At 34.9% G+C, this 25,353-nt stretch carries 26 protein-coding genes; 12 read left to right on the top strand and 14 right to left on the bottom strand.

What is annotated here, in order from left to right; translation table 11 throughout:
* Nucleotides 1-48 precede the first annotated feature (48 nt).
* The 3 genes from H6X70_RS05515 to ald form a co-directional block, all read right to left on the bottom strand.
* On the bottom strand, nt 49-1,821 hold the full coding sequence (locus H6X70_RS05515) for a MutS-related protein (RefSeq protein ID WP_194766834.1): 1,773 nt from the start codon (nt 1,819-1,821) through the stop codon (nt 49-51).
* A gap of 83 nt (nt 1,822-1,904) precedes the next feature.
* Nucleotides 1,905-2,600: a zinc metallopeptidase gene (locus tag H6X70_RS05510; protein WP_194766668.1), complete on the bottom strand. Its 696-nt coding sequence runs from the start codon at nt 2,598-2,600 to the stop codon at nt 1,905-1,907.
* A gap of 171 nt (nt 2,601-2,771) precedes the next feature.
* Complete coding sequence (ald, locus tag H6X70_RS05505; RefSeq protein ID WP_194766667.1) at nt 2,772-3,866, bottom strand: alanine dehydrogenase; 1,095 nt, start codon at nt 3,864-3,866, stop codon at nt 2,772-2,774.
* 494 nt (nt 3,867-4,360) lie between these two features.
* Here ald and H6X70_RS05500 point away from each other — a divergent pair, with 494 nt between their 5' ends.
* Nucleotides 4,361-4,915: a porin family protein gene (locus H6X70_RS05500; RefSeq protein ID WP_194766666.1), complete on the top strand. Its 555-nt coding sequence runs from the start codon at nt 4,361-4,363 to the stop codon at nt 4,913-4,915.
* 360 nt (nt 4,916-5,275) lie between these two features.
* Here the strand turns inward: H6X70_RS05500 and leuS are convergent, their stop codons facing one another.
* Nucleotides 5,276-8,137 carry a leucine--tRNA ligase gene (leuS, locus tag H6X70_RS05495; RefSeq protein WP_194766665.1) on the bottom strand — a complete coding sequence of 954 codons (2,862 nt, stop codon included), beginning with the start codon at nt 8,135-8,137 and terminating at the stop codon, nt 5,276-5,278.
* A 149-nt stretch (nt 8,138-8,286) separates the two neighbouring features.
* Between leuS and H6X70_RS05490 the strand changes: the two genes are divergently transcribed.
* The 3 genes from H6X70_RS05490 (at nt 8,287) to H6X70_RS05480 (ending at nt 10,527) form a co-directional block, all read left to right on the top strand.
* Nucleotides 8,287-9,204 carry a DMT family transporter gene (locus H6X70_RS05490; RefSeq protein ID WP_194766664.1) on the top strand — a complete coding sequence of 306 codons (918 nt, stop codon included), beginning with the start codon at nt 8,287-8,289 and terminating at the stop codon, nt 9,202-9,204.
* 99 nt (nt 9,205-9,303) lie between these two features.
* On the top strand, nt 9,304-10,182 hold the full coding sequence (locus H6X70_RS05485; protein WP_194766663.1) for a cell division protein FtsX: 879 nt from the start codon (nt 9,304-9,306) through the stop codon (nt 10,180-10,182).
* A 90-nt stretch (nt 10,183-10,272) separates the two neighbouring features.
* Nucleotides 10,273-10,527, top strand: a complete 255-nt coding sequence (locus tag H6X70_RS05480; RefSeq protein WP_067144842.1) for a DUF3098 domain-containing protein — start codon at nt 10,273-10,275, stop codon at nt 10,525-10,527.
* Nucleotide 10,528: 1 nt separating this feature from the next.
* Here the strand turns inward: H6X70_RS05480 and H6X70_RS05475 are convergent, their stop codons facing one another.
* From H6X70_RS05475 to H6X70_RS05465, 3 genes are all read right to left on the bottom strand, one after another.
* Nucleotides 10,529-11,653, bottom strand: a complete 1,125-nt coding sequence (locus H6X70_RS05475; RefSeq protein WP_194766662.1) for a glycerate kinase — start codon at nt 11,651-11,653, stop codon at nt 10,529-10,531.
* A 181-nt stretch (nt 11,654-11,834) separates the two neighbouring features.
* On the bottom strand, nt 11,835-12,137 hold the full coding sequence (locus H6X70_RS05470; RefSeq protein ID WP_194766661.1) for a type II toxin-antitoxin system RelE/ParE family toxin: 303 nt from the start codon (nt 12,135-12,137) through the stop codon (nt 11,835-11,837).
* Nucleotides 12,122-12,358, bottom strand: coding sequence for a hypothetical protein (locus H6X70_RS05465; RefSeq protein WP_194766660.1), 237 nt, complete (start codon nt 12,356-12,358; stop codon nt 12,122-12,124). The genes H6X70_RS05470 and H6X70_RS05465 overlap by 16 nt, the downstream gene beginning before the upstream one ends.
* A gap of 273 nt (nt 12,359-12,631) precedes the next feature.
* Here H6X70_RS05465 and uppP point away from each other — a divergent pair, with 273 nt between their 5' ends.
* The 3 genes from uppP to H6X70_RS05450 are packed head-to-tail and all read left to right on the top strand — an operon-like array spanning nt 12,632 to nt 14,894.
* Entirely contained in the window at nt 12,632-13,429 is a 798-nt protein-coding gene (gene uppP, locus H6X70_RS05460) for an undecaprenyl-diphosphatase UppP (protein ID WP_194766659.1), read from the top strand.
* Nucleotides 13,429-14,124, top strand: coding sequence for a tRNA pseudouridine(55) synthase TruB (truB, locus tag H6X70_RS05455; protein WP_194766658.1), 696 nt, complete (start codon nt 13,429-13,431; stop codon nt 14,122-14,124). The genes uppP and truB overlap by 1 nt, the downstream gene beginning before the upstream one ends.
* A gap of 50 nt (nt 14,125-14,174) precedes the next feature.
* Nucleotides 14,175-14,894: an energy transducer TonB gene (locus H6X70_RS05450; RefSeq protein WP_228530280.1), complete on the top strand. Its 720-nt coding sequence runs from the start codon at nt 14,175-14,177 to the stop codon at nt 14,892-14,894.
* Here H6X70_RS05450 and H6X70_RS05445 read toward each other — a convergent pair.
* Complete coding sequence (locus tag H6X70_RS05445; RefSeq protein ID WP_194766657.1) at nt 14,872-15,495, bottom strand: thioredoxin family protein; 624 nt, start codon at nt 15,493-15,495, stop codon at nt 14,872-14,874. The two genes, H6X70_RS05450 and H6X70_RS05445, sit on opposite strands and share 23 nt — an antisense overlap.
* A 108-nt stretch (nt 15,496-15,603) precedes the next feature.
* Here H6X70_RS05445 and H6X70_RS05440 point away from each other — a divergent pair, with 108 nt between their 5' ends.
* Nucleotides 15,604-16,170, top strand: a complete 567-nt coding sequence (locus H6X70_RS05440; RefSeq protein ID WP_194766656.1) for a DNA-3-methyladenine glycosylase I — start codon at nt 15,604-15,606, stop codon at nt 16,168-16,170.
* On the opposite strand, the gene H6X70_RS05435 is transcribed toward H6X70_RS05440, so the two are convergent.
* A complete protein-coding gene (locus tag H6X70_RS05435) occupies nt 16,167-17,156 on the bottom strand; it encodes a 2-hydroxyacid dehydrogenase (RefSeq protein WP_194766655.1) in 990 nt (329 codons plus the stop codon). The two genes, H6X70_RS05440 and H6X70_RS05435, sit on opposite strands and share 4 nt — an antisense overlap.
* A 153-nt stretch (nt 17,157-17,309) precedes the next feature.
* On the opposite strand from H6X70_RS05435, the gene H6X70_RS05430 reads away from it, so the two are divergent.
* Entirely contained in the window at nt 17,310-17,981 is a 672-nt protein-coding gene (locus H6X70_RS05430; protein ID WP_194766654.1) for a DUF2490 domain-containing protein, read from the top strand.
* Nucleotides 17,982-18,021: 40 nt separating this feature from the next.
* Here the strand turns inward: H6X70_RS05430 and aat are convergent, their stop codons facing one another.
* Nucleotides 18,022-18,645: a leucyl/phenylalanyl-tRNA--protein transferase gene (gene aat / locus H6X70_RS05425; protein WP_194766653.1), complete on the bottom strand. Its 624-nt coding sequence runs from the start codon at nt 18,643-18,645 to the stop codon at nt 18,022-18,024.
* A gap of 97 nt (nt 18,646-18,742) precedes the next feature.
* The gene (locus tag H6X70_RS05420; protein WP_194766652.1) at nt 18,743-19,120 is read right to left on the bottom strand and encodes a DUF3127 domain-containing protein; all 378 of its coding nucleotides are present in this window, start codon (nt 19,118-19,120) and stop codon (nt 18,743-18,745) included.
* A 392-nt stretch (nt 19,121-19,512) separates the two neighbouring features.
* Between H6X70_RS05420 and H6X70_RS05415 the strand changes: the two genes are divergently transcribed.
* Nucleotides 19,513-20,664 carry a sensor histidine kinase gene (locus H6X70_RS05415; RefSeq protein WP_194766651.1) on the top strand — a complete coding sequence of 384 codons (1,152 nt, stop codon included), beginning with the start codon at nt 19,513-19,515 and terminating at the stop codon, nt 20,662-20,664.
* Nucleotides 20,665-20,666: 2 nt separating this feature from the next.
* Nucleotides 20,667-21,017 carry a hypothetical protein gene (locus H6X70_RS05410; RefSeq protein WP_194766650.1) on the top strand — a complete coding sequence of 117 codons (351 nt, stop codon included), beginning with the start codon at nt 20,667-20,669 and terminating at the stop codon, nt 21,015-21,017.
* Here H6X70_RS05410 and H6X70_RS05405 read toward each other — a convergent pair.
* A complete protein-coding gene (locus H6X70_RS05405) occupies nt 21,012-21,401 on the bottom strand; it encodes an HIT family protein (protein ID WP_194766649.1) in 390 nt (129 codons plus the stop codon). The two genes, H6X70_RS05410 and H6X70_RS05405, sit on opposite strands and share 6 nt — an antisense overlap.
* 144 nt (nt 21,402-21,545) lie before the next feature.
* Nucleotides 21,546-22,019: a transcription elongation factor GreA gene (gene greA, locus H6X70_RS05400; RefSeq protein WP_194766648.1), complete on the bottom strand. Its 474-nt coding sequence runs from the start codon at nt 22,017-22,019 to the stop codon at nt 21,546-21,548.
* A 168-nt stretch (nt 22,020-22,187) separates the two neighbouring features.
* Between greA and H6X70_RS05395 the strand changes: the two genes are divergently transcribed.
* Entirely contained in the window at nt 22,188-22,616 is a 429-nt protein-coding gene (locus tag H6X70_RS05395; protein ID WP_194766647.1) for a hypothetical protein, read from the top strand.
* Nucleotides 22,617-22,938: 322 nt separating this feature from the next.
* On the opposite strand, the gene H6X70_RS05390 is transcribed toward H6X70_RS05395, so the two are convergent.
* On the bottom strand, nt 22,939-25,116 hold the full coding sequence (locus H6X70_RS05390; protein WP_194766646.1) for a TonB-dependent receptor: 2,178 nt from the start codon (nt 25,114-25,116) through the stop codon (nt 22,939-22,941).
* Between the last annotated feature and the right edge of the window lie 237 nt (nt 25,117-25,353).

The following is a 25,353-nucleotide window of genomic DNA, read 5'->3' as shown; positions in this document are numbered from 1 at the left end:
TTGCAGGGTTTATAAAATTTTTTATTCGCTTTTTATTTCAATTGAAAACTAAACAATATCCATCTTTTTTAATAAAAATGAAGCATTCATATTTTTACAAACACCATGCTTCAAAGTATAATCAAAATACAATTCGTCGTTAATAATTTCAGCATCAAAATAATAATTTTTCACCTCATTTAATTCTTGCTCAATTTCACACAAACTTAAATCGTGTGTTGCAATAATCCCAGTTGCGTTTGAAGCCACGAGTTTTTCAACAAATTTCTTAGAACCAATGGCCTTATCGGTGCTATTTGTTCCTTTTAAAATTTCATCGAGAATGATGAAAAACGGCTCCTTTTTAATGGCATCTACAATATATTTCAAACGGGTTAATTCCGAGAAAAAATACGAACTTTCGTCTGCTAAAGAATCTGTTGTACGCATGCTTGTAATCAGTTTTACAGGCGCATACTGGCTCTTCTTTGCACAAATTGGCAAACCTGTATTTGCCATGACAATATGCAGAGACACGGTTCGTAAAAAAGTACTTTTCCCTGCCATGTTTGCTCCTGTTACAATAAAAAACTGTTCATTTTCTATAATGACATCGCTGTCTACGCGCTTGGTTTTATTCAATAACGGATGCCCTAAACCTTCCGCTTTTATAACAGGACCATTTTTTACAATTTCTGGCAACACAAATTCTGGATGATTGTAGCTGTAGCTCCCTAACGAATTGTAAGCATCAAAAAAGGCAACCACTTCAAACCAATCGGTTACTTTTTCGCCATATTGAGCAATCCACTGCTCTACTTTATAGGAGTTTTTAATATCGGTTAGAAATAAACCGTTGCCAAATAAAGCCCCTATGAGATTGTTTCGATTATCTAAAGCATCTAATGACTTTGAAAACGACTTAAAAATCGCTGATGCTTTTTCAGTTTCAAATTGAATCATTTTTTGCTTTTCTAGCAATAAATCCGAAGTAAAGATTTCCTTTTCAATTAAATCCAACAAGGTCGCATACTGCCTAAACGTATCTCGAACTTTATCGGTATTTGAAGCCAATATGTTAACTTTTTTTAGATAAATGCTTGAAATTCCTAATCCTAAAAACAACCAGTAACCAATTAACGCTTTATTGGAAATCACTTCTAAAAAAGTAAGCACAAGAATTAAAAGGGAGATAACTCCAAAAATAACCCCTACCCAATAGATGGTTTTATTTAAGAACAATTGATGGTTTTTTAGCCAATTTAAAATAGATTTCGCAGGCGTTTCAACGTGAACTAAATTTGAAGTCGCCGAATAAAACTGTCGGAATTTTGGCTTTTCAGAAAGTTCTTTAATAGCTTCTTGGCGTGATTCAATATTATAAATGTCATTCGCTTTTAAAGCATCGGCTAGTTTTTTAGCACCTTCTTGACTTGTGGTTCTATTCATAAATTGAAAAAAGGAACCACGTCCAAACAAATCGATATCCAAACTGTAAAAATGCTTCGGATCTTGAAACTGAAGCCCTTGATCACGATCATGAAAATCGCCAGAAGCCATTTTAATTTCATCTTCATTAATAGTAACCAAGGCTTTATTAAACGCGCGGTTATGTTTCGCATCGGTGTATCGAGATAGCAAATAAACGAATATGGCAATTCCTAAAGCTGCAATAGCTACAGCAATTTTCCATTGTTCTATAAACAGATAAATACCAAAACCAGTAAGCACAAAAACTAATAAACGCAGCAAACTTATACTTGCCATTTGTTTAAAAAGGCGCTTCACCTCGGTTTGATAAATTTCTAAATGTTTTTTATAATAATCTAAAGGTGATGTCATCATGAATTAATTAGGCATAAAGAAACAAAAAAGCCCTGAAATAGTTCAGAGCTTTAGGTTTGTATTTTAATTTTTAGTAGACATTAATCTCTTCCTCCAAAAAGCTGAAGCGCCCAATAAAGCAAGTTCGCTAAAGCACCAATAGCAGCCACTAAATAGGTTCTAGCCGCCCATTTTAGAGAATCTTCGGCACCAGCATATTCTTCTGGAGCCAACATATGTCTGTTTTTTAACCAAGCTAAGGCACGGTTACTCGCGTCGTATTCAACAGGTAAAGTGATAAAGCTAAACAAAGTTGCAAAGCCCATAAACACCACACCTAAAACGGCAACCCACCAACCTAAACCAATACCAGCAGCACCTCCTAAAACGAGTCCGCCAATAATAAGCCATTGCGACATACCTGAAGTTACACTCACAATTGGCACTAAAGCCGAACGCATTTGCAACCAATTGTAGGCCTGAGCATGTTGCACTGCATGCCCACATTCGTGAGCAGCAACTGCAGCCGCTGCTGCATTTCGTTGATTGTAAACGGCTTCACTTAAATTAACCGTTTTATTTTTAGGATTATAATGGTCTGTTAATCGTCCTGGCGTAGAAATAACTTCCACATCGTAAATACCATTATCGGCAAGCATTTTTTGTGCTATTTCGGCACCACTCATGCCATTACGTAAATGTACTTTAGAGTACTTTTCAAACTTACTTTTAAGCTTGTTACTCACCAACCAGCTCACTAAAGCTATAGCACCAATAATTATATAATATCCTAACATGATTTCTTTTTTAAGTTTTGATTTCTATAGTAAATATAGCAAAAATAACGCCATAAAGGTATTGTGAAAATTTGTCAGACTTTTTCAGTTTAACATAAGATTATAAACAAAAAAAACGTCTAGACTTTTTAAAGAAGTACTAGACGTTTGATTTATTGAAATTTAAATGACTTAAGCCATTTCCATATCGAAAGCTTCAGCAATTTCTTTATAAACGATTTCTCCTTTAACAATATTTAAACCTTTTGCTAATGGTGGGTTATTCTCGCAAGCTTTTCCCCATCCTTCGTTCGCTAATTTAACTACGTAAGGTAACGTAACATTGGTTAAAGCCATTGTAGACGTATAAGGTACAGCACCTGGCATATTTGCTACAGTATAGTGTACCACCTCATCAATAATATAAGTTGGGTCTTGGTGGGTTGTTGGCTTTGTTGTTTCAAAACATCCACCTTGATCTACAGCAACATCAACCATAACAGTTCCTGGTTGCATCTCTTTAAGCATATCTCTTGTAATTAACTTAGGCGCTTTGGCACCTTTAATTAATACACCACCAACGATTAAATCGGCATCTTTAATATGTTTTCTAATATTGTATTCACTAGAAAACTCACTAATAACGTTATTTGGCATCGAATCACTCACATAACGTAAAGCTTTCATGTTTATATCCATGATTACAACGTGAGCTCCTAATCCTGCCGCCATTTTAGCCGCTTGATAGCCTACAATACCAGCACCTAAAATAAGTACTTTTGCAGGAGGCACTCCTGGAACACCACCTAATAAAATACCACGACCTTTAATTGGTTTCTCTAAATATTTAGCACCTTGTTGAATAGACATTCTACCTGCTACTTCCGACATCGGAATTAACAATGGCAACGTACCATCGGCATCCTCAACTGTTTCGTAAGCAATACAAATGGATTTACTTTCAATCATCGCGTTTGTTAACGCTTCGCTTGATGCAAAGTGGAAATAAGTAAACACCACTTGGTTAGGCTGAATTAATTTGTATTCCGGTTCGATAGGCTCTTTAACCTTTACAATCATTTCAGCAACAGCATAAACTTCCTCGATAGTATCAAGAATTTTAGCCCCAGCCTCCATATAATCTTCATCTAAGAAACCACTGTTAAAACCAGCATTTTTTTGAACAAAAACCTCGTGATTACGTTTTGTTAATTCAAACACCCCAGAAGGCGTCATCCCCACTCTGTTTTCGTTGTTTTTAATCTCAATAGGAACACCAATTTTCATAAGCGCATTATTTTAAAAGTTAGTATTTAGTACCAAGCAAAATTAAAGTAAATGATTGAGTAAATTTTGAAAAATCTAATTTTTCTTAAAAATTCAATAACAAATTTAACGTTTTGTTAAGAATTACATAAAACATACTGATTTACTAGGAATTTATTACACATTCCATATTTAAATTTCTTGAATGTTTTTTTGAGCGCCTGCCTGCCGGCAGGCAGGTTACCACAAGGGTCAGGCTATCCGTTACAATCTTTTTTATTTGGTTATTGGTTGGTGGTTTTTAGTTATTGGTTATAAAAAAGGATTTCCACTGCTATCCTTAACGCGAACACCTGCTATTGAAAATTACATTATTACACAAAACAAAAATCTCATTACCCATTAATTATAACTTCTTGTTAAAATTGGTTAAAAAGGTTAATACTATCCCAACTAGAGCTGATTACATTGCTAAAAGACTTTGTTTTGAATAAAATAAATCAAACTTTTAAATCATGAAAAAACTATTATTAGTTACTGCAATTATCCTTCTAGGTGTTACAAATCTGAACGCGCAAGACATTCAATTTGGTGTAAAGGGCGGACTTAATTTCGCCACAATTTCTGGAGACCACACGGAAAACATCGATATGGTTACAGCTTTTAATATTGGGGGTATGGTAGAAATTCCGGTTTCTGAAAAATTATCGGTTCAACCTGAAATCATATTTTCTGGAACTGGATTTAGCATCGACGACAATACTACAGCGTTAAACTATCTAAACATTCCGCTAATAGCAAAATATTATATTATAAAAGGTTTGAGTCTTGAAGCAGGGCCACAAATAGGTTTTTTGCTTTCTGCAAAAAATGAAGACCTTGATGTTAAAGACGCATACAATAATGTAGATTTTGGTATAACTACTGGTGTAGGCTACAAGTTAAACAACGGCATTAATTTTGGAGCTCGATACAATTTTGGCTTATCCAACATTAATAACATCGATGGTGCAACAGATAAAAATAGAATAGGAGCTCTCCAACTCTCCATTGGTTATTTCTTCAATTAAACAACATCATAAAAACACCAAACCCGTAGTCCTCTGACTTCGGGTTTGGTGTTTTTAAATATATTTCAGTTTCAAAGATTACAAGCATCATACCAAAATAAATATGGATATGATGCTTTTATATTCTAATTATGCCTATTTAAGAAAACAAGTTCTCGATACAATGCTCCTACCGTCGCATCACTCGAACAGACATAAAACTATATTTTTGTCTCTTCGAGTGATTTCGATTTTTCTTCGAAATTGTATCGAGAAGCCATCGACTTCAGGTTCGTTAGTTCAACAATACAAATGAAAAAGTCAACTTTTCACTTTTAACTTCTAACTTTTAACTTTTAATATCTAATATCTAACTTCAACCTACCCTACAATATTCACAATCTTTCCAGGCACCACAATCACTTTTTTAGGCGTTCTACCTTGTAATTGTTCCTGTGTTTTTTCGTGAGCCATGACTGTTTTTTCGATATCCTCTTTACTCATATCTAGAGGTAACTCTAAAGTAAATCGCATTTTACCATTAAATGAAATCGGGTAATTTTTAGCACTTTCAACCAAATGACTAGCATCAAATTCTGGGAAAGCAGCTGTCGAAATTGACGTTTCATGACCTAACTGACTCCATAATTCTTCAGCAATATGTGGTGCATACGGCGAAATTAAAACCAATAAAGGTTCTAAAACATCTTTACTAGTACATTTTTGAGTACTTAATTCGTTCACCGCAATCATAAAAGTTGATACCGACGTATTAAACGAAAAGTTCTCAATATCTTCTTGAACTTTCTTAATCGTTTTATGTAATGTTTTTAAAGCATCTTTAGTTGCAGGAGCGTCGTTTACCTTTAAACCGTTATCATCGGCATACAATTTCCATAGTTTTTTAAGGAAGTTATGCACCCCTGTAATACCAGCTGTATTCCATGGTTTGTATTGCTCTAATGGTCCAAGGAACATTTCGTAAAGTCTTAAACTATCGGCACCATATTCGGCAACAATATCATCTGGATTTACGACGTTGTATTTCGATTTGGACATTTTTTCCACATCGCGACCTACTTTGTAAACACCATTTTCTAGAATGAATTCGGCATCTTTATAATCTTCACCAAACTCACTATCATTTTTTAAACCTTCAATATCCAATTCATTGGAAGCATTTATATATTTTACTTTCACGTGAATAGGTTGCACATTTTTGTCTTTTGCTAATCCCGCTGAATAATAGGTGTTCGTTCCTTCTTCTCTATAAACAAAAGCACTTGTTCCTAAAATCATCCCTTGATTAATCAGTTTTTTAGCAAACTCATCAACAGGCACAACGCCTTTATCGAACAGGAATTTTTGCCAGAAACGCGAATACAATAAGTGTCCGGTTGCATGCTCACTTCCACCAATGTACAAATCAACATCTTTCCAATAATTCAAGGCTTCTTGACTAGCAAATTCGTCAGTGTTGGTTGGATCCATGTAGCGGTTAAAGTACCAAGAACTCCCTGCCCAACCTGGCATGGTGTTCAGTTCTAAGGCCCCTCCTAGCCTCCCCGAAGGGGAGGAATTCTCAAACTCCTCTTTAGAAACTATTTTAGCCTCATCACCATATTGTAACCAATGCCATTTTAAAGCGTTACCCAATGGTGGCTCGCCAGTTTCTGTAGGCAAGTACTTTTCAACTTCAGGTAATTCTATAGGCAGAAACTTGGTGTCTATCATTTTTGGCATGCCATCCTCATCATAATACACAGGAAACGGCTCACCCCAATAACGCTGACGTGAAAATACCGCATCACGTAAACGGTAATTGGTTTTTCCTTCGCCAACGCCTAATTGTTCCAATTCGTAAATGGCGCGTTTGGTAGCTTTTTTATAGTTCATCCCGTTAAGGAAATCACTATGAGCAATTACTGTTTTATCTTTATCTGAAAAAGCTTCTTCAGAAATATCGACACCTTCAAAAATATTCGGAATCGGAATATTAAAATGCTTCGCAAAATCGTAATCACGTTGGTCACCACATGGCACCGACATAACAGCTCCTGTACCGTAGCCAGCTAAAACGTAATCACCAATCCAAACTGGAATCGGCTCTTTTGTAAAAGGGTGTTCCGCGTAAGCGCCAGTAAAAGCACCAGAAATGGTTTTTACATCAGCCATTCTATCACGCTCACTACGTTTAGCAGTCGCTAAAATATAGGCTTCTACTTCTTCCTTTTGCTCGGGCGTGGTTATTTGTGATACCAATTCATGCTCTGGCGCTAAAGTCATAAAACTTACTCCAAAAATGGTATCAGGACGCGTTGTGAATACAGATATGGTTGCTGGTTTTTGGTTATTGGTTGTTGGTAACACGTTAAAGGAAACACTCGCTCCAACCGATTTCCCTATCCAGTTACGCTGACTCTCCTTTAAAGAATCGGTCCAATCAATTGTTTCTAAACCTTGTAGTAAACGCTCGGCATAAGCAGAAATCCGCATACTCCATTGGGTCATTTTTTTACGAATCACCGTATGTCCACCACGTTCGGAAACACCGTTTACAATCTCATCGTTAGCTAAAACAGTACCTAATGCAGGGCACCAGTTTACTTCAGTTTCAGCTAAATAGGTTAATCTATATTGTAATAAAATTTCTTCTTGCTCTTTCTTAGAATATGAATTCCACTCTTCATCAGTAAAAACTCCTGCGTTATCATCACAAACAGCTTCAACATTTTTGTTACCTTCTCCAGCAAACACTTTTATCAAATCGGAAATAGCAAAAGCTTTATTTTCACGCTTACAATACCACGATTCAAACAATTGGATAAAAATCCACTGGGTCCATTTATAGTAACTCGGATCGGAAGTTCTCACTTCACGCGACCAATCGAATGAAAATCCTATTTGATCTAATTGCCTTCTATACGTTTTTATGTTTTCAGCAGTAGTAATAGCTGGGTGTTGCCCTGTTTGAATAGCATATTGCTCGGCAGGCAAACCAAAACTATCGTAACCTTGCGGATGTAAAACGTTAAATCCTTGATGACGTTTGTAACGCGCATAAATATCGGAAGCGATATAACCTAATGGATGCCCAACATGCAATCCAGCACCACTAGGGTAAGGAAACATGTCCAAAACATAATACTTTGGTTTGTCACTATTATTTTCGGCTTTAAACGTTTGGTTTTCGGCCCAATATTTTTGCCACTTGGCATCGATTTCGTTGAAATTATACGTCATTATCATCCTTATTTTAAGAAGTTGCAAATTTACGTTTTAATTAGAAACAGGAGGTCTTAATGAATAAAAAATGACTTTCCTTAATCATTTAAATTAATAGAATTACTTTTGGCACGCTATTCAATTACTCCCTAAAACCACATATTTCTTTGATAAAAGCAAACATTATAAAAGCCCATCTTGCCTTATTTGGCGCCCATGTTATTTATGCCGCCAATCATTTTATTGCAAAAGGCATCATGCCCGAAAAACTAGACCCTAGACCCTTTGTGTTATTTCGTGTTTTAGGAGCAGGCATTTTGTTTTGGTGCATTAAATTATTTATTAAAGAAAAGGTTGAAAAGAAAGACTTTTTCCGACTCGTACTTTGCGGACTTTTTGGCGCCTCATGTAACCAACTGTTTTTCTTTGAAGGGCTGAGTATTACATCGCCTATCGACACGTCGATAATCATGACCTCCTCACCTACCGTTGTATTTATTTTGAGCATGATTTTCTTAAAAGAAAAAACAACAACCAACAAACTCATAGGCTTAAGTATTGGTGCCATAGGTGCTATTGGTTTAGTTTGGTATGGTCAAATAGCCGAAGGCACTAGTAGTTTTTTAGGCAACCTCTTTGTTTTTCTAAATGTAGTATGCTTCTCGCTCTATCAAGTAATTGTAAAACCATTGATGAAGAAATACCATTTTATAACCATTATTAGTTGGGTGTTTCTATTCGGACTTCTGTTTATGCTTCCAGTTGGTTTAAACGATGCTGTATTTAATACAGATTACAGCCTTTTTACCACAAACACCTTTCTGGTTATTGGCTATGTTATCGTGTTTACAACCTTTTTAACCTTTCTATTTAACATCTATGCATTACGCCAAGTGTCTCCATCGGTGGCAGGAAGTTACACCTATATACAACCTGCGGTTAGTTTTGCCATCGTCTTGATGTTAGCTCACTTTTTTAACAACGACACTTATACTGAAGACATTAATATTGTAAAGATAATTTCCTGTCTTTTTGTAATTATTGGTGTGTATTTGATTAGTAAAAAAACGAAGTCAACCACATAATTATTTAATGGTTTTACAACATTATTAATTTGTTTTGGTTTATATAAATACAGATTAATAATACTTTAGTATTTTTACATCATTAATCCAAATTCTTCTATGAGTTCATCTTTTGAAAGGCACCAAAAACGCAGACTTATCTCCTCATACTTTTCTGTAGTTTTAAGTATTGCTCTGGTTTTATTTTTATTAGGTCTACTAGGCTTGTTGATCCTTAATGCGAAGAAGGTTTCCGATCACTTTAAAGAACAAGTGGTAGTTACCATATATTTAAAAGACACTGCCAAAGATGTTGAAACCAAACAACTAGAGAAAAGTTTGGCTATGGCCGAATATGTTAAAACCACCAAATACGTTTCAAAAGAAGAAGCTGCCGAGTTTATGAAGGCTGAAAACGGCGAAGATTTTATGGATTTTGTTGGCTATAACCCATTACAAAACTCTATAGATGTTTACCTCAAAGCCGATTATGTGACCTCGGAACATCTTGAAAAAATTTCAGCCGAAGCTTTAAATAAAGACTTCGTAGAAGAGGTAACTTACGATAATGATTTGGTTAATTTAATGAACGATAACGTTAAAAAAATCAGTTTTTGGGTACTCATTATTAGTAGTATTTTCACCTTAATTGCTGTATTATTAATTAACAGTTCCATTAGATTAGCGGTTTACTCCAAGCGTTTTACTATTAAAACCATGCAAATGGTTGGCGCAACCAAACAATTTATTAGACGACCATTTGTTTGGCAAAGTGTAAAACTAGGTATTATTGGTGCTATTTTAGCGCTTATAGGAATGGCCGTAGTACTTTACTATTTAAACAAAACCTTTATAGAACTCAACCTCTTAGGGCAGCCTATTTTTGTAGCTATGCTATTTGCTTTTATTTTCGGATTAGGCATTATAATCACTTGGATTAGCACCCATTTTGCAACCCAGCGTTTCTTAAATTTAAAAACCGATCAATTATATTATTAAATCTGATAAGCAAAATATTAGAAAGAGATTAACACGTTAATTTTAAATAAATCTTTTACTTTGCACTAAATATTCGGCAGAATTACAATTATGGGAGAGAAAAAACGAAAAGAAGCAACAAAACCAGTTTTTGTATTTGGAAAGAAAAACTATAAATTCATGTTTATTGGTTTAGCCGTTATCGCTCTTGGGTTTATTTTAATGGCTGGCGGTGGCAGCGACGATCCCAACGTTTTTAATCCAGAAATTTTTAGCTGGCGACGTATTCGTTTAGCACCAACTTTAGTGCTTATCGGGTTTGGAATTCAAATTTATGCCATTCTTTTAAATCCGGATAAAGAGTAAATTACAGGTGTTTTTCAGCAAATACTTTAGCCATTTCTTCAAGATACGCTTTACCATTTTCCATGGCATCGTTTAAATTTTCCGAGTAGTTTAAAACGGCATCTGCGTAATCTATTCCGAAGTCTTTTAATTTATTTTCATCCAAATCGATGGCTCCACATAATGCGGCGACTTTTATTTTTTTCGCTTTCGCGGAATCGAGCACGCCACGAATCGTCTTTCCAGACAAGGTTTGAACATCCAACTTCCCTTCACCAGTAATTAGCCAATCGGCACCTTGTATTTGATTATTGAAATCTGCTAAATCCTTCACCAAAGTAATTCCAGGCTCCAAAATACCATTAAAAAACACCTTGGATGCGATGCCCATACCTCCTGCTGCACCACCTCCTTTTACGGATTGCACATCCACATTAAAATGATTTTCGAGAACTTTTGAAAAATCTTGCAAACCCTGTTCTAGCAATACCCTATCTTTTTTGTTTGCACCTTTTTGTTTGGCATAAACCTGAACGGCTCCGTTTTCCCCATATAAAGGATTTTCAACATCACAAGCTATTTGAAACTTTACAGATTTTAATTGCTCATGAATGTTAGAAGCATCAATCTTTTTAATTTTAGATAAGTTGGCGCCAATAGGTTTTACCTCTTTTTCGTTTTTATCTAAAAACCGATAACCCAAAGCCGTTGCCATACCAATACCACAATCGTTTGTCGCGCTTCCTCCTATACCTAAAATAATCTGTTTAGCGCCTCGATTTAAAGCATTAACAATCAGTTCTCCGGTTCCTAAAGTGGTGGCATTTTTACAATCTAATTCTTCAGGTTTCAATAGTTTTATTCCTGAAGCTTCAGCCATTTCAATAAAAGCTGTTTTAGATTCATCAGCAAATAAATAAGAAGCATAAATCCTTTCAAAAAACGGATTATGAACTTGAACAGAAACAAACTCCCCTTTTAAATAAAAATTGATTATATCAATGGTGCCATCGCCTCCATCAGCAAGAGGTAACGTTACAACTTTAATATCTGGATGCATTTCTTTCAAGCCAGATTCAACGGCTTTACAGAATTCAAATCCTGAAACCGAATTTTTAAACTTATCTGGTGCTAGTATTATTTTCATTACTTAAAAATAAACAATATTAACAACACACCCCTTAATCCCTTCTTACTAGAAGAGAACTGCTACGATTGAGTTTCCCTCCTAATAAGGAGGGACTAAGGGAGGTGTAAAATCAAAATATTGAATAGATTCTAAAATATTCCATTATTACTGAGGAACATCTGTTGAATATAGGAGTTCTTTAATACTCTAGAGGCTCTTTTCTAGCGTATCGAACGCGAATAATATAAATAGCATTTTTCTCAACTAAGTACGATATTCTGTAAGTGTGTTTTTCGTAAGCTCTAATGTTCCCCTTATTATTTTCTTTGAGTGTATCTAATTTATAAATCTCTGGATTGTCAGCTAGAATTGAAGTTGATTCATAAATTTCGGTGATAATTCTTGTAGTCGTTTCAATCGATTTAGATTGTTCCAATAATTCTAAAAATGCTTCGCTTAAATCTGCATCTGCACTATGCGTCCAAATTATTGCTTTCCCCATTGCTTAATGCGCTCTCCCATTTGTTCATGCGTATATGTTTGTCCGCTTTCTATTTGCGAAATCGAAGCATCAATTTCTGCATTGTATTCTTCAATACTAATGCGCTCTGATGACACTTTTTTTCTATATTTCAACATATTTTTAATAGCCTCAATAAATATCGGGTCTTTTACATTGCTCAACTCCTGTTGTATCCACTTTAAATCTGCTTGTAAATCCATAATTGCCTCATTTTTATAATACAAAGATAATTTAATGATTTTATTGTTTATATGTTCCAATTAAAAATAAACTTTAGGCTAACTAATCGGATGATCTATATTCATGTTCATTTAAAACTTACCTCGTTTATTTAATTGAATTTATTTTGAAACTCTAAAAGGTAAGTTCGAGTAATTTTCGATAGAAAATTTTATCGATAACAGATTCTAAAATAACCTTTTATTATTTGGCAACTCATGTCGAATGTATTAGTATTTTAATATTTTTGCGCCATGGAAATTATAGACGCAATTATATTAGGTATTATTCAAGGACTTACTGAATTTTTACCTGTTTCATCAAGTGGTCATTTAGAAATAGGAAAAGCTATTTTAGGCGATGATTTAGAAGCCGAAGGAAGTTTACTATTCACAGTAGTTTTACATTTTGCAACAGCATTAAGTACGCTTGTCGTTTTTAGAAAAGACATATTCGACCTCATCAAAGGTGCTCTTAAATTTGAATGGAATGACGATTTACAATTCATTACCAAAATTGCCATTTCCATGATTCCAGCAGTTTTTGTTGGTTTGTTTTTTGAAAAACAATTAGAACAGTTATTTGGTGGAAATGTTATGCTTGTTGGCTTTATGCTTATTATAACGGCCATACTTTTATACTTTGCCGACAAAGCTAAAAACACCGATAAAAAAGTATCTTTTAAAGATGCTTTCATTATAGGAATTTCTCAAGCCATTGCCATGCTTCCTGGAATTTCGCGTTCTGGAGCAACCATTTCAACTTCGGTTTTATTAGGAAACGATAAAACCAAAGCAGCACGATTTTCATTTTTAATGGTAGTGCCGTTAATCTTCGGAAAAATTGCAAAAGACATTTTAAGTGGGGAATTGGCTTATGATAGTGGTAATTTTAAAGCCCTTTCCATAGGATTTATTGCCGCTTTTATTACTGGAATTTTTGCTTGTACCTGGATGATTTCTTTAGTTAAGAAAAGCAAACTCATCTATTTCGCTATTTACTGTGCTATTGTGGGCCTTATTGCCGTAATATTTTCAATGTTAAATGCCTAATGAAAACCCTTGAAGATTATCAATCTGGACAGGTTTTATTAATTGACAAACCTTTGCATTGGACTTCCTTTCAAGTGGTTAATAAACTGCGTTGGGAAATTAGGCAAGCCTTCAACATAAAAAAAATAAAGGTTGGGCATGCCGGAACTTTAGATCCACTTGCTACAGGTTTACTAGTGCTTTGTACAGGAAAAATGACCAAGCAAATCGATACTTTTCAAGGTCAAATTAAAGAATACACGGGAACGATTGTTTTAGGAAGCACAACACCTTCTTTTGATTTAGAAACTGAAATTAACGAAACCTTCCCTACCAACCATATTACCGAAGCTTTAATTCATGAAACAACCCATCAATTTATTGGCGATATTCAGCAATATCCTCCTGTTTTTTCAGCATTAAAAAAAGATGGAAAACGTTTATATGAATTTGCTAGAGCTGGTGAAGATGTTGAAATTAAACCCCGAACGGTAAACATTTCAGAATTTGAAATCACTAAGATTGAAGATTTAAACATTAATTTTAGAGTAGTTTGTAGTAAAGGCACTTACATACGTTCTTTAGCAAACGACTTTGGAAAAGCCTTGCAATCTGGCGCACATCTTTCAGTATTAAGACGCACCAAAATTGGCGATTTTCATGTTGAAAACGCCACAAACATTGAATCCTTTATAGAAAGCCTAAAAACCAATTAACTATTTTTTGCGTATATTACCCCCAAACAAATACGTAAAAAAACAACGATTTGAACCTAACAAATCAACATAGAGCCCTACTTATCACCCTTCTAATTTCTGGAACAGTCCTTTTATTGGTCTTTAATTTAAGTCTTAACAAGCAAAATGAATTGGCTTCGGAAAGTTATTATGAGATTGAACCCGAACAAGAATTAACTCCTGAAGAATTAAAAACACTTGAAGCTTTAGACCAAATGAATAACGCTAAAGCCGAAACCAACAAAGCCTTTAATGAAGCCCAAGAACACAAGCATTTTGCTCAGGCTTTTAAAAGCATAGCGCCTCCAAAAGACTATGTGCCAAAATCTAACGATCATGGCGAAGCGGAGGAGCAACAACAAAAAAACGATTTTAAACCTGCTGAAGATGCTGCATTAAACCAAGAGGAATTATCGAAGTTTAGTAAAGTTAACGAGATTTTAAAAAAGCAGCAGGCTAACAATAATTCAAAAAGTTCTATTCGATTTTCATTGCTTAACCGTGAAAAAGAATACATTCCCATTCCTGTTTACCTTTGTGAAGTAAACGGAAAAATAGTTATAAACATTACAGTTAATGCCAATGGCGATGTTACGGAAACCGATGTAAACACAGCGGCTTCCTCGTCGGATAATGAATGTTTAGTAGAACGTGCCTTAGAGTACGCCAAACAATCTCGATTTAGCGAAGATTCCACACAAAAAAGCCAGATTGGCACCATTACTTTTATGTTTGTCGGCAAACGTTAAGCGCTAATTTACAAAGCATTAAAGTAACATCCTGAATAACCGTTTGCCCTTTATCATTATTATACCAATGTTGTAAATCTTCTTTAAACTCGGGAGTAAGTTTACCGTTTTTGGCAACAAATCGTTTTACATAATTTGCCGCTTCGGAAGGCCTTGGCCCATAAGTTTTTAGAACATCGCGAGATTCATTATCAATCACAATCAGTTTAGGAATGGAAGCGCTACCATTGGTTAAAAACTGATTCATAAGGTCTGGATTTTCATCACGAAGCACCACTTTAAATTCGATATTATCATTAAGCTGCGCTACTTTATAAAGCGCAGGCAACACATGCGCCGCATCACCACACCAACTTTCCGTAATAATCAACCATGTAATTTGATGATTAAATTCTGAAATTTTACGGATTGCCCCCTCAGAGACCTTTATGGTTTTGTCCCAACGATTCATACGTTTATCGTTTAGCTTGGTATAATTAGCCAAATCTTCCGATTTATCGGTTCCTGTATTGGATTTTTCAGCAACCAATTGTTTAACTAATGCACGGTATGCTTCGTAAGTCATACTGCGGTCTAAACTTTGTTCTATAATCGTTTTCATGGACGCTTTTTTAAATGATATCATATCTTGGAAGGGCAAAATTACTATCTTAACAAGATAATTAAGATGACATTTGTCATAATTTACTTTTAAAACTTACAATATCAAATGGATACTAAATCAAGATGTGCTTGGTGCCAAGGCGATACACTATATGAAACCTATCATGATGAAGAATGGGGCGTACCTGTTTTTGATGATGAAACCCTTTTCGAATTTTTAATTTTAGAAACCTTTCAAGCCGGTTTAAGCTGGATTACGATTCTGCGGAAGCGTGAAAATTTCAGAAAGGCTTTTGATGCTTTCGACTATAAAAAAATAGCCCACTACAAACAAGATAAAATTGACGCCTTACTTTTAGATGCTGGAATTATTCGCAATAAATTAAAAGTGAAAGCTGCTGTAACCAATGCACAGGCTTTTATGGAAATTCAGAACGAATTTGGAAGTTTCAGCAAATACATTTGGGGCTTTGTTGGAGGCAAACCCATAAAAAACAAAGTTAACAGTATTAAAGACGTTCCAGCAAACACACCTTTAAGTGATGCCATTAGTAAAGATTTAAAAAAACGCGGGTTTAAATTTGTGGGTTCAACCGTAGTTTATGCACACATGCAAGCCACTGGCATGGTTAACGACCATGAGAAAAACTGCTTTAGATATAACGAGATTTAAACCACTTGATTCAATAATTTTTCGCCGTTTTTAAAAGCTTTTATATTATTTAAAGTTGTTGTTGCAATTTCAAACATGGCTTCTTTAGTGAAAAAGGCCTGATGCGCTGTAATTAACACATTCGGATAACTATTTAAACGCATGATAAAATCGTCGTGAATAACACTTTCCGATAAATCTTCATAAAATAAATTTTCTTCCTGCTCGTAAACATCAATCCCTAAATAACCAATTTTATCCTGCGATAAGGCATCAATAACCTGAGCCGTATCAATTAATGCGCCTCTACTGGTATTAATAATCATGACACCAGTTTTCATCTGCGCAATAGAATCTTCATTAATAATATGTCTGGTCGCCTCGTTTAACGGACAGTGCAATGATATGATGTCGGAACGCTTAAACAATTCCTCTAAAGACACGTATGTAACACCTTCAGCAATTAACTCATCCGATTTATAGAGGTCGTAAGCCAGAACTTCGCAACCAAAACCTTTTATAATTTCACAAAAGGCTGCGCCAATTTTTCCCGTTCCTAAAACCCCTACTGTTTTTTTATTAAGGTTGAAACCGATAAGTTTATTTAAAGAAAAATTTCCTTCTCGAATTCTATTATAAGCCTTATGTGTTTTTCGGTTTAAAGTTAAAATTAATGCTACAGCGTGTTCGGCAATAGCTTCGGGAGAATAGGCTGGAACGCGCACCACTTTTATTCCCTTCGCTTTTGCCGCTTCTAAATCGACATTATTAAAACCCGCACAGCGAACCGCGATTAATTTTATGTCGTTTTTAGCCAAAATTTCAATGGTTTTAGCATCTAGCTTATCGTTTACAAAAGTGCAAATAGCTTCAAACCCCTTTGTTAAATTGGCAGTATGCTGATTTAAAGGCGTTTCAAAAAACGTGAAATCGAACTTATAATCTCGGTTATATTTTTCAAAATATTCTTGATCGTAAGGTTTGCTACTGAATAAAGCTATTTTCATAAAACTTAGATTTTTTAAAAGATTGAAGATAGTAAATTCGTACTATTTTTTGTCCAAAACATATAATCTGATTATTTTTGACAACCCCATTTAAAATCGATTAGTTTAATAAAAATCAAGAAAATCATTCTACTTGAAAAATTAGCAAGGCCAATGAAAAAATTCCTGCTTATTATTTTCACCATGTGCTTTTGTTTGGCTTTCTCCCAAAAAAGAACCACCGTTTTAGGAGAGACTACACTTGGGGTTACAAGTAAATTTTCTGAAAAATACAGCGCCGATTTTGCTTTTCGATCACGCTACTTTTTATACCAATACCACACTTGGGATTATAACCAACAACAAATTGATTTTTATCATTTTTCTAATTTTCATTTAAACGACAAACACATTGTTAGCCTTGGGATTTATTACCGAAATAGGGATTTTTTTGATACCGGTTCGGGAGAAATTAGAATTACCGAAAAATACAATTTTGTTAATCAGCGTTCCCGCCTACGGTACCGCCACAAATTAAGACTTGAACAACGGTTTTTAAAAACCCTAACCATATACAGGGAGCGTTATTTGTTTGAAGTTGGTCTCCCACTAAAAGGTAATACTTTTGATGTTGGCGAAAGTTATTTTACAAGTAGTTTAGAAGGTCTTTTAAGTTTAAGTCCGCATATAAAATCCATTGTAAGTATGCGAACCAATGCCAAAATAGCCTGGAAAATCACTAAAAAACTCAAATTACAAACAGGATTAGAATATCGTTTAGAAGCTTTTAACCGAAAAGCTTACAACGTGCTGTTTTTACTAACTTCAGCGTTTATTAAACTTTAAGTGTTATTTCTATATTCGGAATGAGTGTTACATTTCATACTCACAAATACCTTAAAAAGTCCTTTCTAGACATCTCTTCGGCGCCTAAACTTTCCAAATGACTGGTGTAAACCTGGCAATCTATAAGCTTGTAATTTGTATTCTGAATAAAACTAATAAACCCTACTTTACTAGCATTACTTACTGTAGAAAACATACTTTCGCCACAAAACACACCATTTCCTAAATCGACACCATAAAGGCCAGCCACTAAATTATTATTTTGCCAAACTTCAACCGATTTCGCATAGCCTAATTTATTAAGTTCGGCGTAGGCATCAATCATAGTATTGGTAATCCATGTATCGTCTTGCCCTTTTCTTTTAATTTTAGAACAGGCTTGCATGACGGCATTAAATTGCGTGTTAACCGTTACAGTAAAACCCCCATTTCGCATGACTTGTTTCATACTTTTTGAAACTTTTAATTGCTCTGGAAACAAGACAAATCTGGGATCTGGCGACCACCACAAAAGAGGTTCGCCTTCGCTAAACCAAGGAAATATGCCGCTTTTATAGGCTAACAACAAGCGGGGCACAGACAAATCTCCGCCAACAGCTAGTAAGCCATCTTGGGTAGCTGCTTCAACTTCGGGAAACCACAAATCTTCATTTAGGTAGTACATAAAGAAAAGTAATAAAAACAAACAACCTCAACGTTAGATACAACATTGAGGTTATTTTTATAAGGTTTTCGCTTTCGCGGAAAATCAAAATTGCTAATTAAAAAGGTAAATCGTCGTGATCTTCTTCTTTTAAATTTCCAGCAGGCTCGAAAGCATCAGCTGGTGGAACTGGAGGCATGTTTGCTCCTCCGGCATCAGCTTGTAAAGCCTCAATACGCCATCCTTGAATCGAGTTAAAATATTTAGTTTCACCTTGAGGATTAACCCACTCTCTACCGCGTAAATTAATACTAACTTTTACTTGTTGTCCTACTTGATAGTTGTTTAACAAATCGGTTTTATCTTGAACAAACTCCACCATAATATGTTGTGGGTACTGCTCGTCTGTAGTTACAACAACTTCTCTTTTTCTAAATCCATTGCTTCCAAATGATTGTGTTTCTCCAACCATCTTAATTCTTCCTTGAACTTCCATGTACTAGTATTTAATTAGTTTTACTTTATCTTAATAATATATGCACCACAGCATTTATTTTCAGCTAAGCTGAATTTAAAACGTGTGATTTTTGGCTACTTAGTCTGGCTGAAATTACAAAAATACCACCAATAACCACTTAATTTACTGAACAATACAACTTTTTAAAGGTATGCCAGCGTTTCCTATTTTCAGGATTTACAAAACTAACCAAAAAAACATTAAAACCGAATGCTAGTTATTAACATTAACACCCGTTTTTAAAAAATACATAAATCGATTCATGAATTAAAAATCACTTCTGCTACAGCATGCTAAAAAATCATTTTACCAAAGCATGGCAATAATTTAAACAGATTTGCATTATATTACCAATCAAAATTTTAATGGTCATGATTTTCACAAAATACAGTAACACATTTCGTTGGGGAATTATCATCGCTTCATTTGCGATTGTTACGCTTATTTTATGGAAAACCTACGAGTTTTTTCAGCATTTTAAAGATGAAGAACGTGCTAAAATGGAAATTTGGTCCTTTGCACAAACCGATTTAATAAACTCTGATGATAATACAAATCTCGACCTTACACTTAAAATATTAAATAGTAATAAAAGCACTCCCGTTATTGAAATCAACAAAGATGGCAGCATTGGAAGTTACCTGAATATTGATGACAAACATTTTTCGGATAAAAAATATGTAGCCAATTTAGTAGCCACTTTTAAAAGTGAAAATAAACCTATTGAAGTTATTTTCGACAACAAGCTTAACAGTATTATTTACTACGGAAATTCGCCTTTATTAAACAAATTAAAATATTATCCATTAGCCTTATTACTGATTGTTTTTCTGTTTGGAGCTGTTATTTTCTTTTTCTACCGAAGCAATAAAAACGCCACACAAAACAAGTTATGGTCGGGAATGGCAAAAGAAACCGCTCACCAAATTGGCACGCCCTTATCTTCTTTAATTGGATGGACAGAAATTTTAAAAGCCGAAAACACCAACCCTGATTATATTGTTGAAATTGAAAAAGATGTTGACCGCTTAAAAACCATTACCGAACGTTTCAGTAAAATAGGATCGTTGCCAACCTTGGAAAAAGCAGACATTATTAAAGAAACTTTAGAGTCTTACGACTATCTTAAAGCACGGTCTTCAAACCTAATCGACTTTGAAATTAATGTCCCAAAAGGGGAAATTTTTGTGAATTTAAACAAACAGCTTTACAGTTGGACCATAGAAAATCTAGTTAAAAACGCCATTGATGCCATGAAAGGCCGTGGTAAACTAACTGTTGAAATTTCACAATTAGAAAATATGGTTAAAATTTGTGTTTCTGATACGGGAAAAGGCTTGCTTAAGAAGAATTTTACTAAAATTTTCGAACCCGGTTATACGACAAAAAAACGCGGATGGGGCTTGGGTTTATCGTTAACAAAACGTATTATTGAAGATTTTCACGATGGAAAAATTAAAGTTTTACAATCTGAAATAGACAAAGGAACCACCTTTCAAATCACATTAAAACGCGCCAATTAATTATGCCTTTTAAATATCTAGACATTAAAGAAGTGCCTTTAAATAACAACTGTCCGGAATGTTATAACACAAACGGATTGCATTTATTATTTAAACAAAAAGCGGTTGAAACCTCGTTATACAAAGGTTTAACTTCGGAAATTAACCATGAATTAAATTGTAAAACTTGTAATACGACCATTTATCCGGGGCAATGGACAACCGATATTGATCGTGTGGTAGACTACCAAAATAAGGCTTTCGTGCCTAAACCAGCTTTTAGAAAACTAAAAAAGTTGGCTTGGATGCTTATTATTGGAGCAACCACATTAATTAGTGCTTCACTATTTTTGGCCGTTTATCTCAATCTATAATTCGGCATGAATGGCTTTGGCTAAAGCTTGAAACTCATCTGGCAACATACTTACTTTTTGAATAAATCGTGCATCGTCCATGGTTTGCAACGGAATTAAATGCACATGGGCATGGGGTACTTCTAAACCAATCACACTCACGCCAATACGCTTACACGGCACGGCTTTTTTTAGCGCTAAGGCAACCGTTCTAGAAAAGGCCATTAAACCCGTATAAGTAGCTTCATCCAAATCGAAAATTTTATCTACTTCTTGCTTCGGAATACAAAGCGTATGTCCTTTAGCATTGGGATTAACATCTAAAAAAGCTAAAAAATCATCGGTTTCGGCGACCTTGTAACAAGGAATTTCGCCATTTACTATTTTCGTGAAAATTGATGCCATAATATCTTTTTTAAATTGTGAGAGCCTTTGTAAATATAAAAAGATTCCTGCTTACTAGAAACAGGAACCTTAATTATCGCTTGTAATCGTTCAACTTTTAGAAGATTCTTAAAATTGAAATCTTAATTTTTATTTTAATAAAATCTATCTTGAAATTTCAATAATATCAAATTTCATAACCCCGTTAGGCACTTGTATTTCAGCAACATCGCCAACCGTTTTCCCTAACAAACCTTTACCAATAGGTGAGTTTACAGAAATTTTTCCTGCCGCTAAATTAGCTTCACCATCGGCAACCAAAGTATAGTTCATTTCCATACCATTGGTTTGATTTTTTATTTTCACTTTCGATAATACTAAAATTTTAGAAGTATCCATCTGTGATTCATCAATAACACGCGCTCCTGCCAAAGCATCTTCTAATTTAGAAATACGCATTTCTAACATCCCTTGTGCTTCTTTAGCAGCATCATATTCGGCATTTTCACTTAAATCTCCTTTATCTCGTGCTTCAGCAATGGCTTTCGACGCTTTTACACGCTCTACATCTTTAAGTTGTCTTAACTCGTCTCTTAATTTTTTTAACCCCTCTGGTGTATAGTACGATGCTTTACTCATAACTTCATTATTTTACTTAATAAAAGATGCTGACAAACTTTAACAAAATGATGTTAAAGGATTCAGCAAACAAAAAAATCCCGTTTGCACGAGATTGTCACACAAATATACAAAATATTTAAGTCAATTTACTTTTTGTTGTAAATTGCCGTTATATTTTAAGACCCTATGAAATCGATATACACCATTATTCTTTTCGCTTTATTATACGCTTGCAGCAACAATTCTGACGCCGATAATAACTGTAATTACCTTCTTGATGTTACGGTTAATTACAGCATTGATTTAAGCTTGCCGCAGTACTCCATTTTAAATAATGTTGGCAACTCCATTTACATCCCTAATATTGGTAACAAAGGAGTGATTGTCGCCAATGCTGGCTCGAGTATTTTAGCTTGGGATGCTAGCGACCCTAACCACACACCAAACGATTGTTCTGCCATAATTCCAGATGGTCTTTTTGGAGCATGCGGATGTGATGACGGTAACCGCTATAATTTTATAACAGGTGCAGCCGATAATAACGATGCGTTAACCTGTTCGCTAAAATTCTACCCTGCCAATAGAAGTGGAAATATTATTTATATTTCGAATTAGGTTATTTATTGCAAATAGCTAAAAAAAGACCTTTCAGTTTTTTTTAAACATAAGTGTTCGGAAGTTGAAAGCTCATATGTTTTTTTTATAGTTTTAACCCTCCTCATTTCGATTTCATCGAAATTTTCCTCCCTTCAAAACGAAGGGAGGAGCCAGTTTTATTAATGTTTTATAGAACAAACTAAATCTAATTAATCTATTTTAATTAAAATTTTGTGTTCCGAACACTTATGTTTTTAAAACCTGAAAGGTCTGACAAACGGTTTTTATACTATTAAACGTTGTGATTTTCAACACGGGTTTCGACAAGACCTGACAAACACTAAAACATCAAATTAAGTCCCAATAAAAAATTGGCTGTTGCCTGCGGATAATAGCCCGCATAATAACCCGTTGTAATTCCTGTAGGACTTGTTGGGTCATCATAATCATAAGAACCAAAATACCCATTAGAAACATATTTTTTATTTAGGAAGTTATTTGCTAAAGCTGAGAAAACAATGGCTCTAAATAGTTTTTTGGGCTGTATCTCATAGGTTATACTTAAATCGTTTACGAAATAATCTGGTAATATTGATTCTTCATTATCGGTATTCCCCATATACTGTTCCCCGACAAATTTACTTAACCAAGACAGTTGCAAATTATGGATTGGCGAGAAATTAAAGCTGTTTCCAACCACCAAATCTGGAGAAAACGAAATATTTGTTTCACCTAAATTCACCAGTTCACCATTTATAGACGAGGTGAAATCACGGTTTTTATTTCGGCTTACCGTAACATTAGTATTCATATTAAATTTGTTGGTAAATATCACATTAGCATCTACCTCTAAACCTAATCTATAACTATCGCCACTAGTTGCTCTAACAGGGCTTCCAACATCGTCCAACTCGCCAGTTAACACCAGTTGGTTTTCATAAAACATATAATACAAATTGGTACTTAGGTGTAATTTTTCTCGGTTATATCGCCAACCAATTTCGATATCGTTAAGGGTTTCATTTTCGGTAACTCCGGCTTGAAAATCATCTCTATTAGGCTCTCTATTGGCTCTTGCATACGACGCGTAAATACTTGACGAATTACTGTGTTTGTAGGTTAATCCTACTTTCGGATTGAAAAAATTAAATTGGGCATCGGTGACAAACGGCGCACGATCGGATTCTAAACCGTTTGTTTTATAATGCACAAAACGCCCTTGCATATCTAGAAATCCTGTAAATTTTTCAGCCAATTTAAAAGTGGCTTTAGAAAACACACTGAAATCATTTTTAGTTGCATCGCCTTCATAATAACGATCTCGAATTGCTGCATCTGGAGCAAATTCTCTTGCCCAAATCACTTCTCCGTAGTGATCGCCAGAATAAGTGTTAAACGAAATGCCTGAAATAATTTCCAAAGCATTCTTCTTATAGGTAATATTGGCATTGACTACATAAAAATCGTTATCCAACCAACGTCTACGAATCACATCGGTTATAGGTTCACCATCGTCATTTACACCCGTTGCAACTACAATACCGTTGTACAAATCAATTTCGTCGGTATCGCCTTCATATTGTTCAAAATACCCCTTCCCTTTGGTATAGTTTAAACCTAGGGTTGTAGACCAATTGTTATCTAAACGTTCATTCCAGTGCAGTTGGTAGTGGTCTTGCCAATAGGCATCAATTTCATTATCGTAGGTATAGGGATTCTGACGTCGATCTTCATTCAACTGTTCTTTTGTTAACCCATACCACGCTTGATAAGTGCGCTCCTGGTTTCCAAAAGTTAAGGCTTTAATTAAGGTATTATCATCTTTATAAACCGCTTGTAAAAAATAGGATTTTAAATCGGTTGAAGCTCGATCAACATAACCATCGGAATGAATTTTAGAAAACCTTCCGGAGATTTCAAAATGATCATTCAACAGTCCTGTACTCATTTTAACCGTGTGTTTACTTGTATTATAACTTCCAAAACTATTGGCAACTTCCGCGGAAGCGATATCGGAAGCATTATCGGTTAATAAATTTAAACTCGCACCAAAAGCACCAGAACCATTGGTTGACGTCCCCACACCACGCTGCAATTGCAAACTCTGTGTAGACGATGCAAAATCACCTAAATTCACCCAAAATGTCCCCTGACTTTCTGGGTCGTTATAAGGAATTCCGTTAATGGTTACGTTTACTCGGGTTGCATCGGTACCACGCACACGAATTCCAGAATAGCCAATCCCTGCACCAGCATCGCTAGTTGTAACTACAGAAGGTAAATAATTTATTAAAGTTGGAATATCTTGACCCAAATTACGTTTTGCCAATTCTTCTTTAGAAACATTGGAATGTGTGATTGGCGAATCGGCATTTACACGCACCGCTTTTACCAAAACTTCTTCTAGTTTTTCTGTGACTGTTGAATCTACTACTTTATCGTTTTCTTGAGCATAAAAGCTAATTGAAAACAGTAATATTACTAGAGATAGGATACTTTTTGTTGAAGTCGATTTCATGTCGATTAATCATTATAATCGAATAAAAAAGGGGAATTATTCTTTGTGGTTATTGGTTTGTTTGTTTTTGGAGCTGCTTAAAATATTATAAATTACAACTCTTTTTACAATCCCTAAACAGCATTATCTGTTCTAGGTTCGATGGGTATGATCTCAGCATTTGGCAGTAAAAAATTAAAAGTTAAGTTGCTGAACAAACAACATATATTCTTAACTGATAATGAGTTACTGAAAAAG

Origin of the sequence: Tamlana sp. I1, assembly GCF_015355625.1 — a bacterium.
In the GTDB taxonomy this organism is placed as follows: Bacteria; Bacteroidota; Bacteroidia; order Flavobacteriales; family Flavobacteriaceae; genus Pseudotamlana.
The sequence above is the reverse complement of the archived record's forward strand: the minus strand, read 5'-3'. Positions and strand labels throughout refer to the sequence as shown.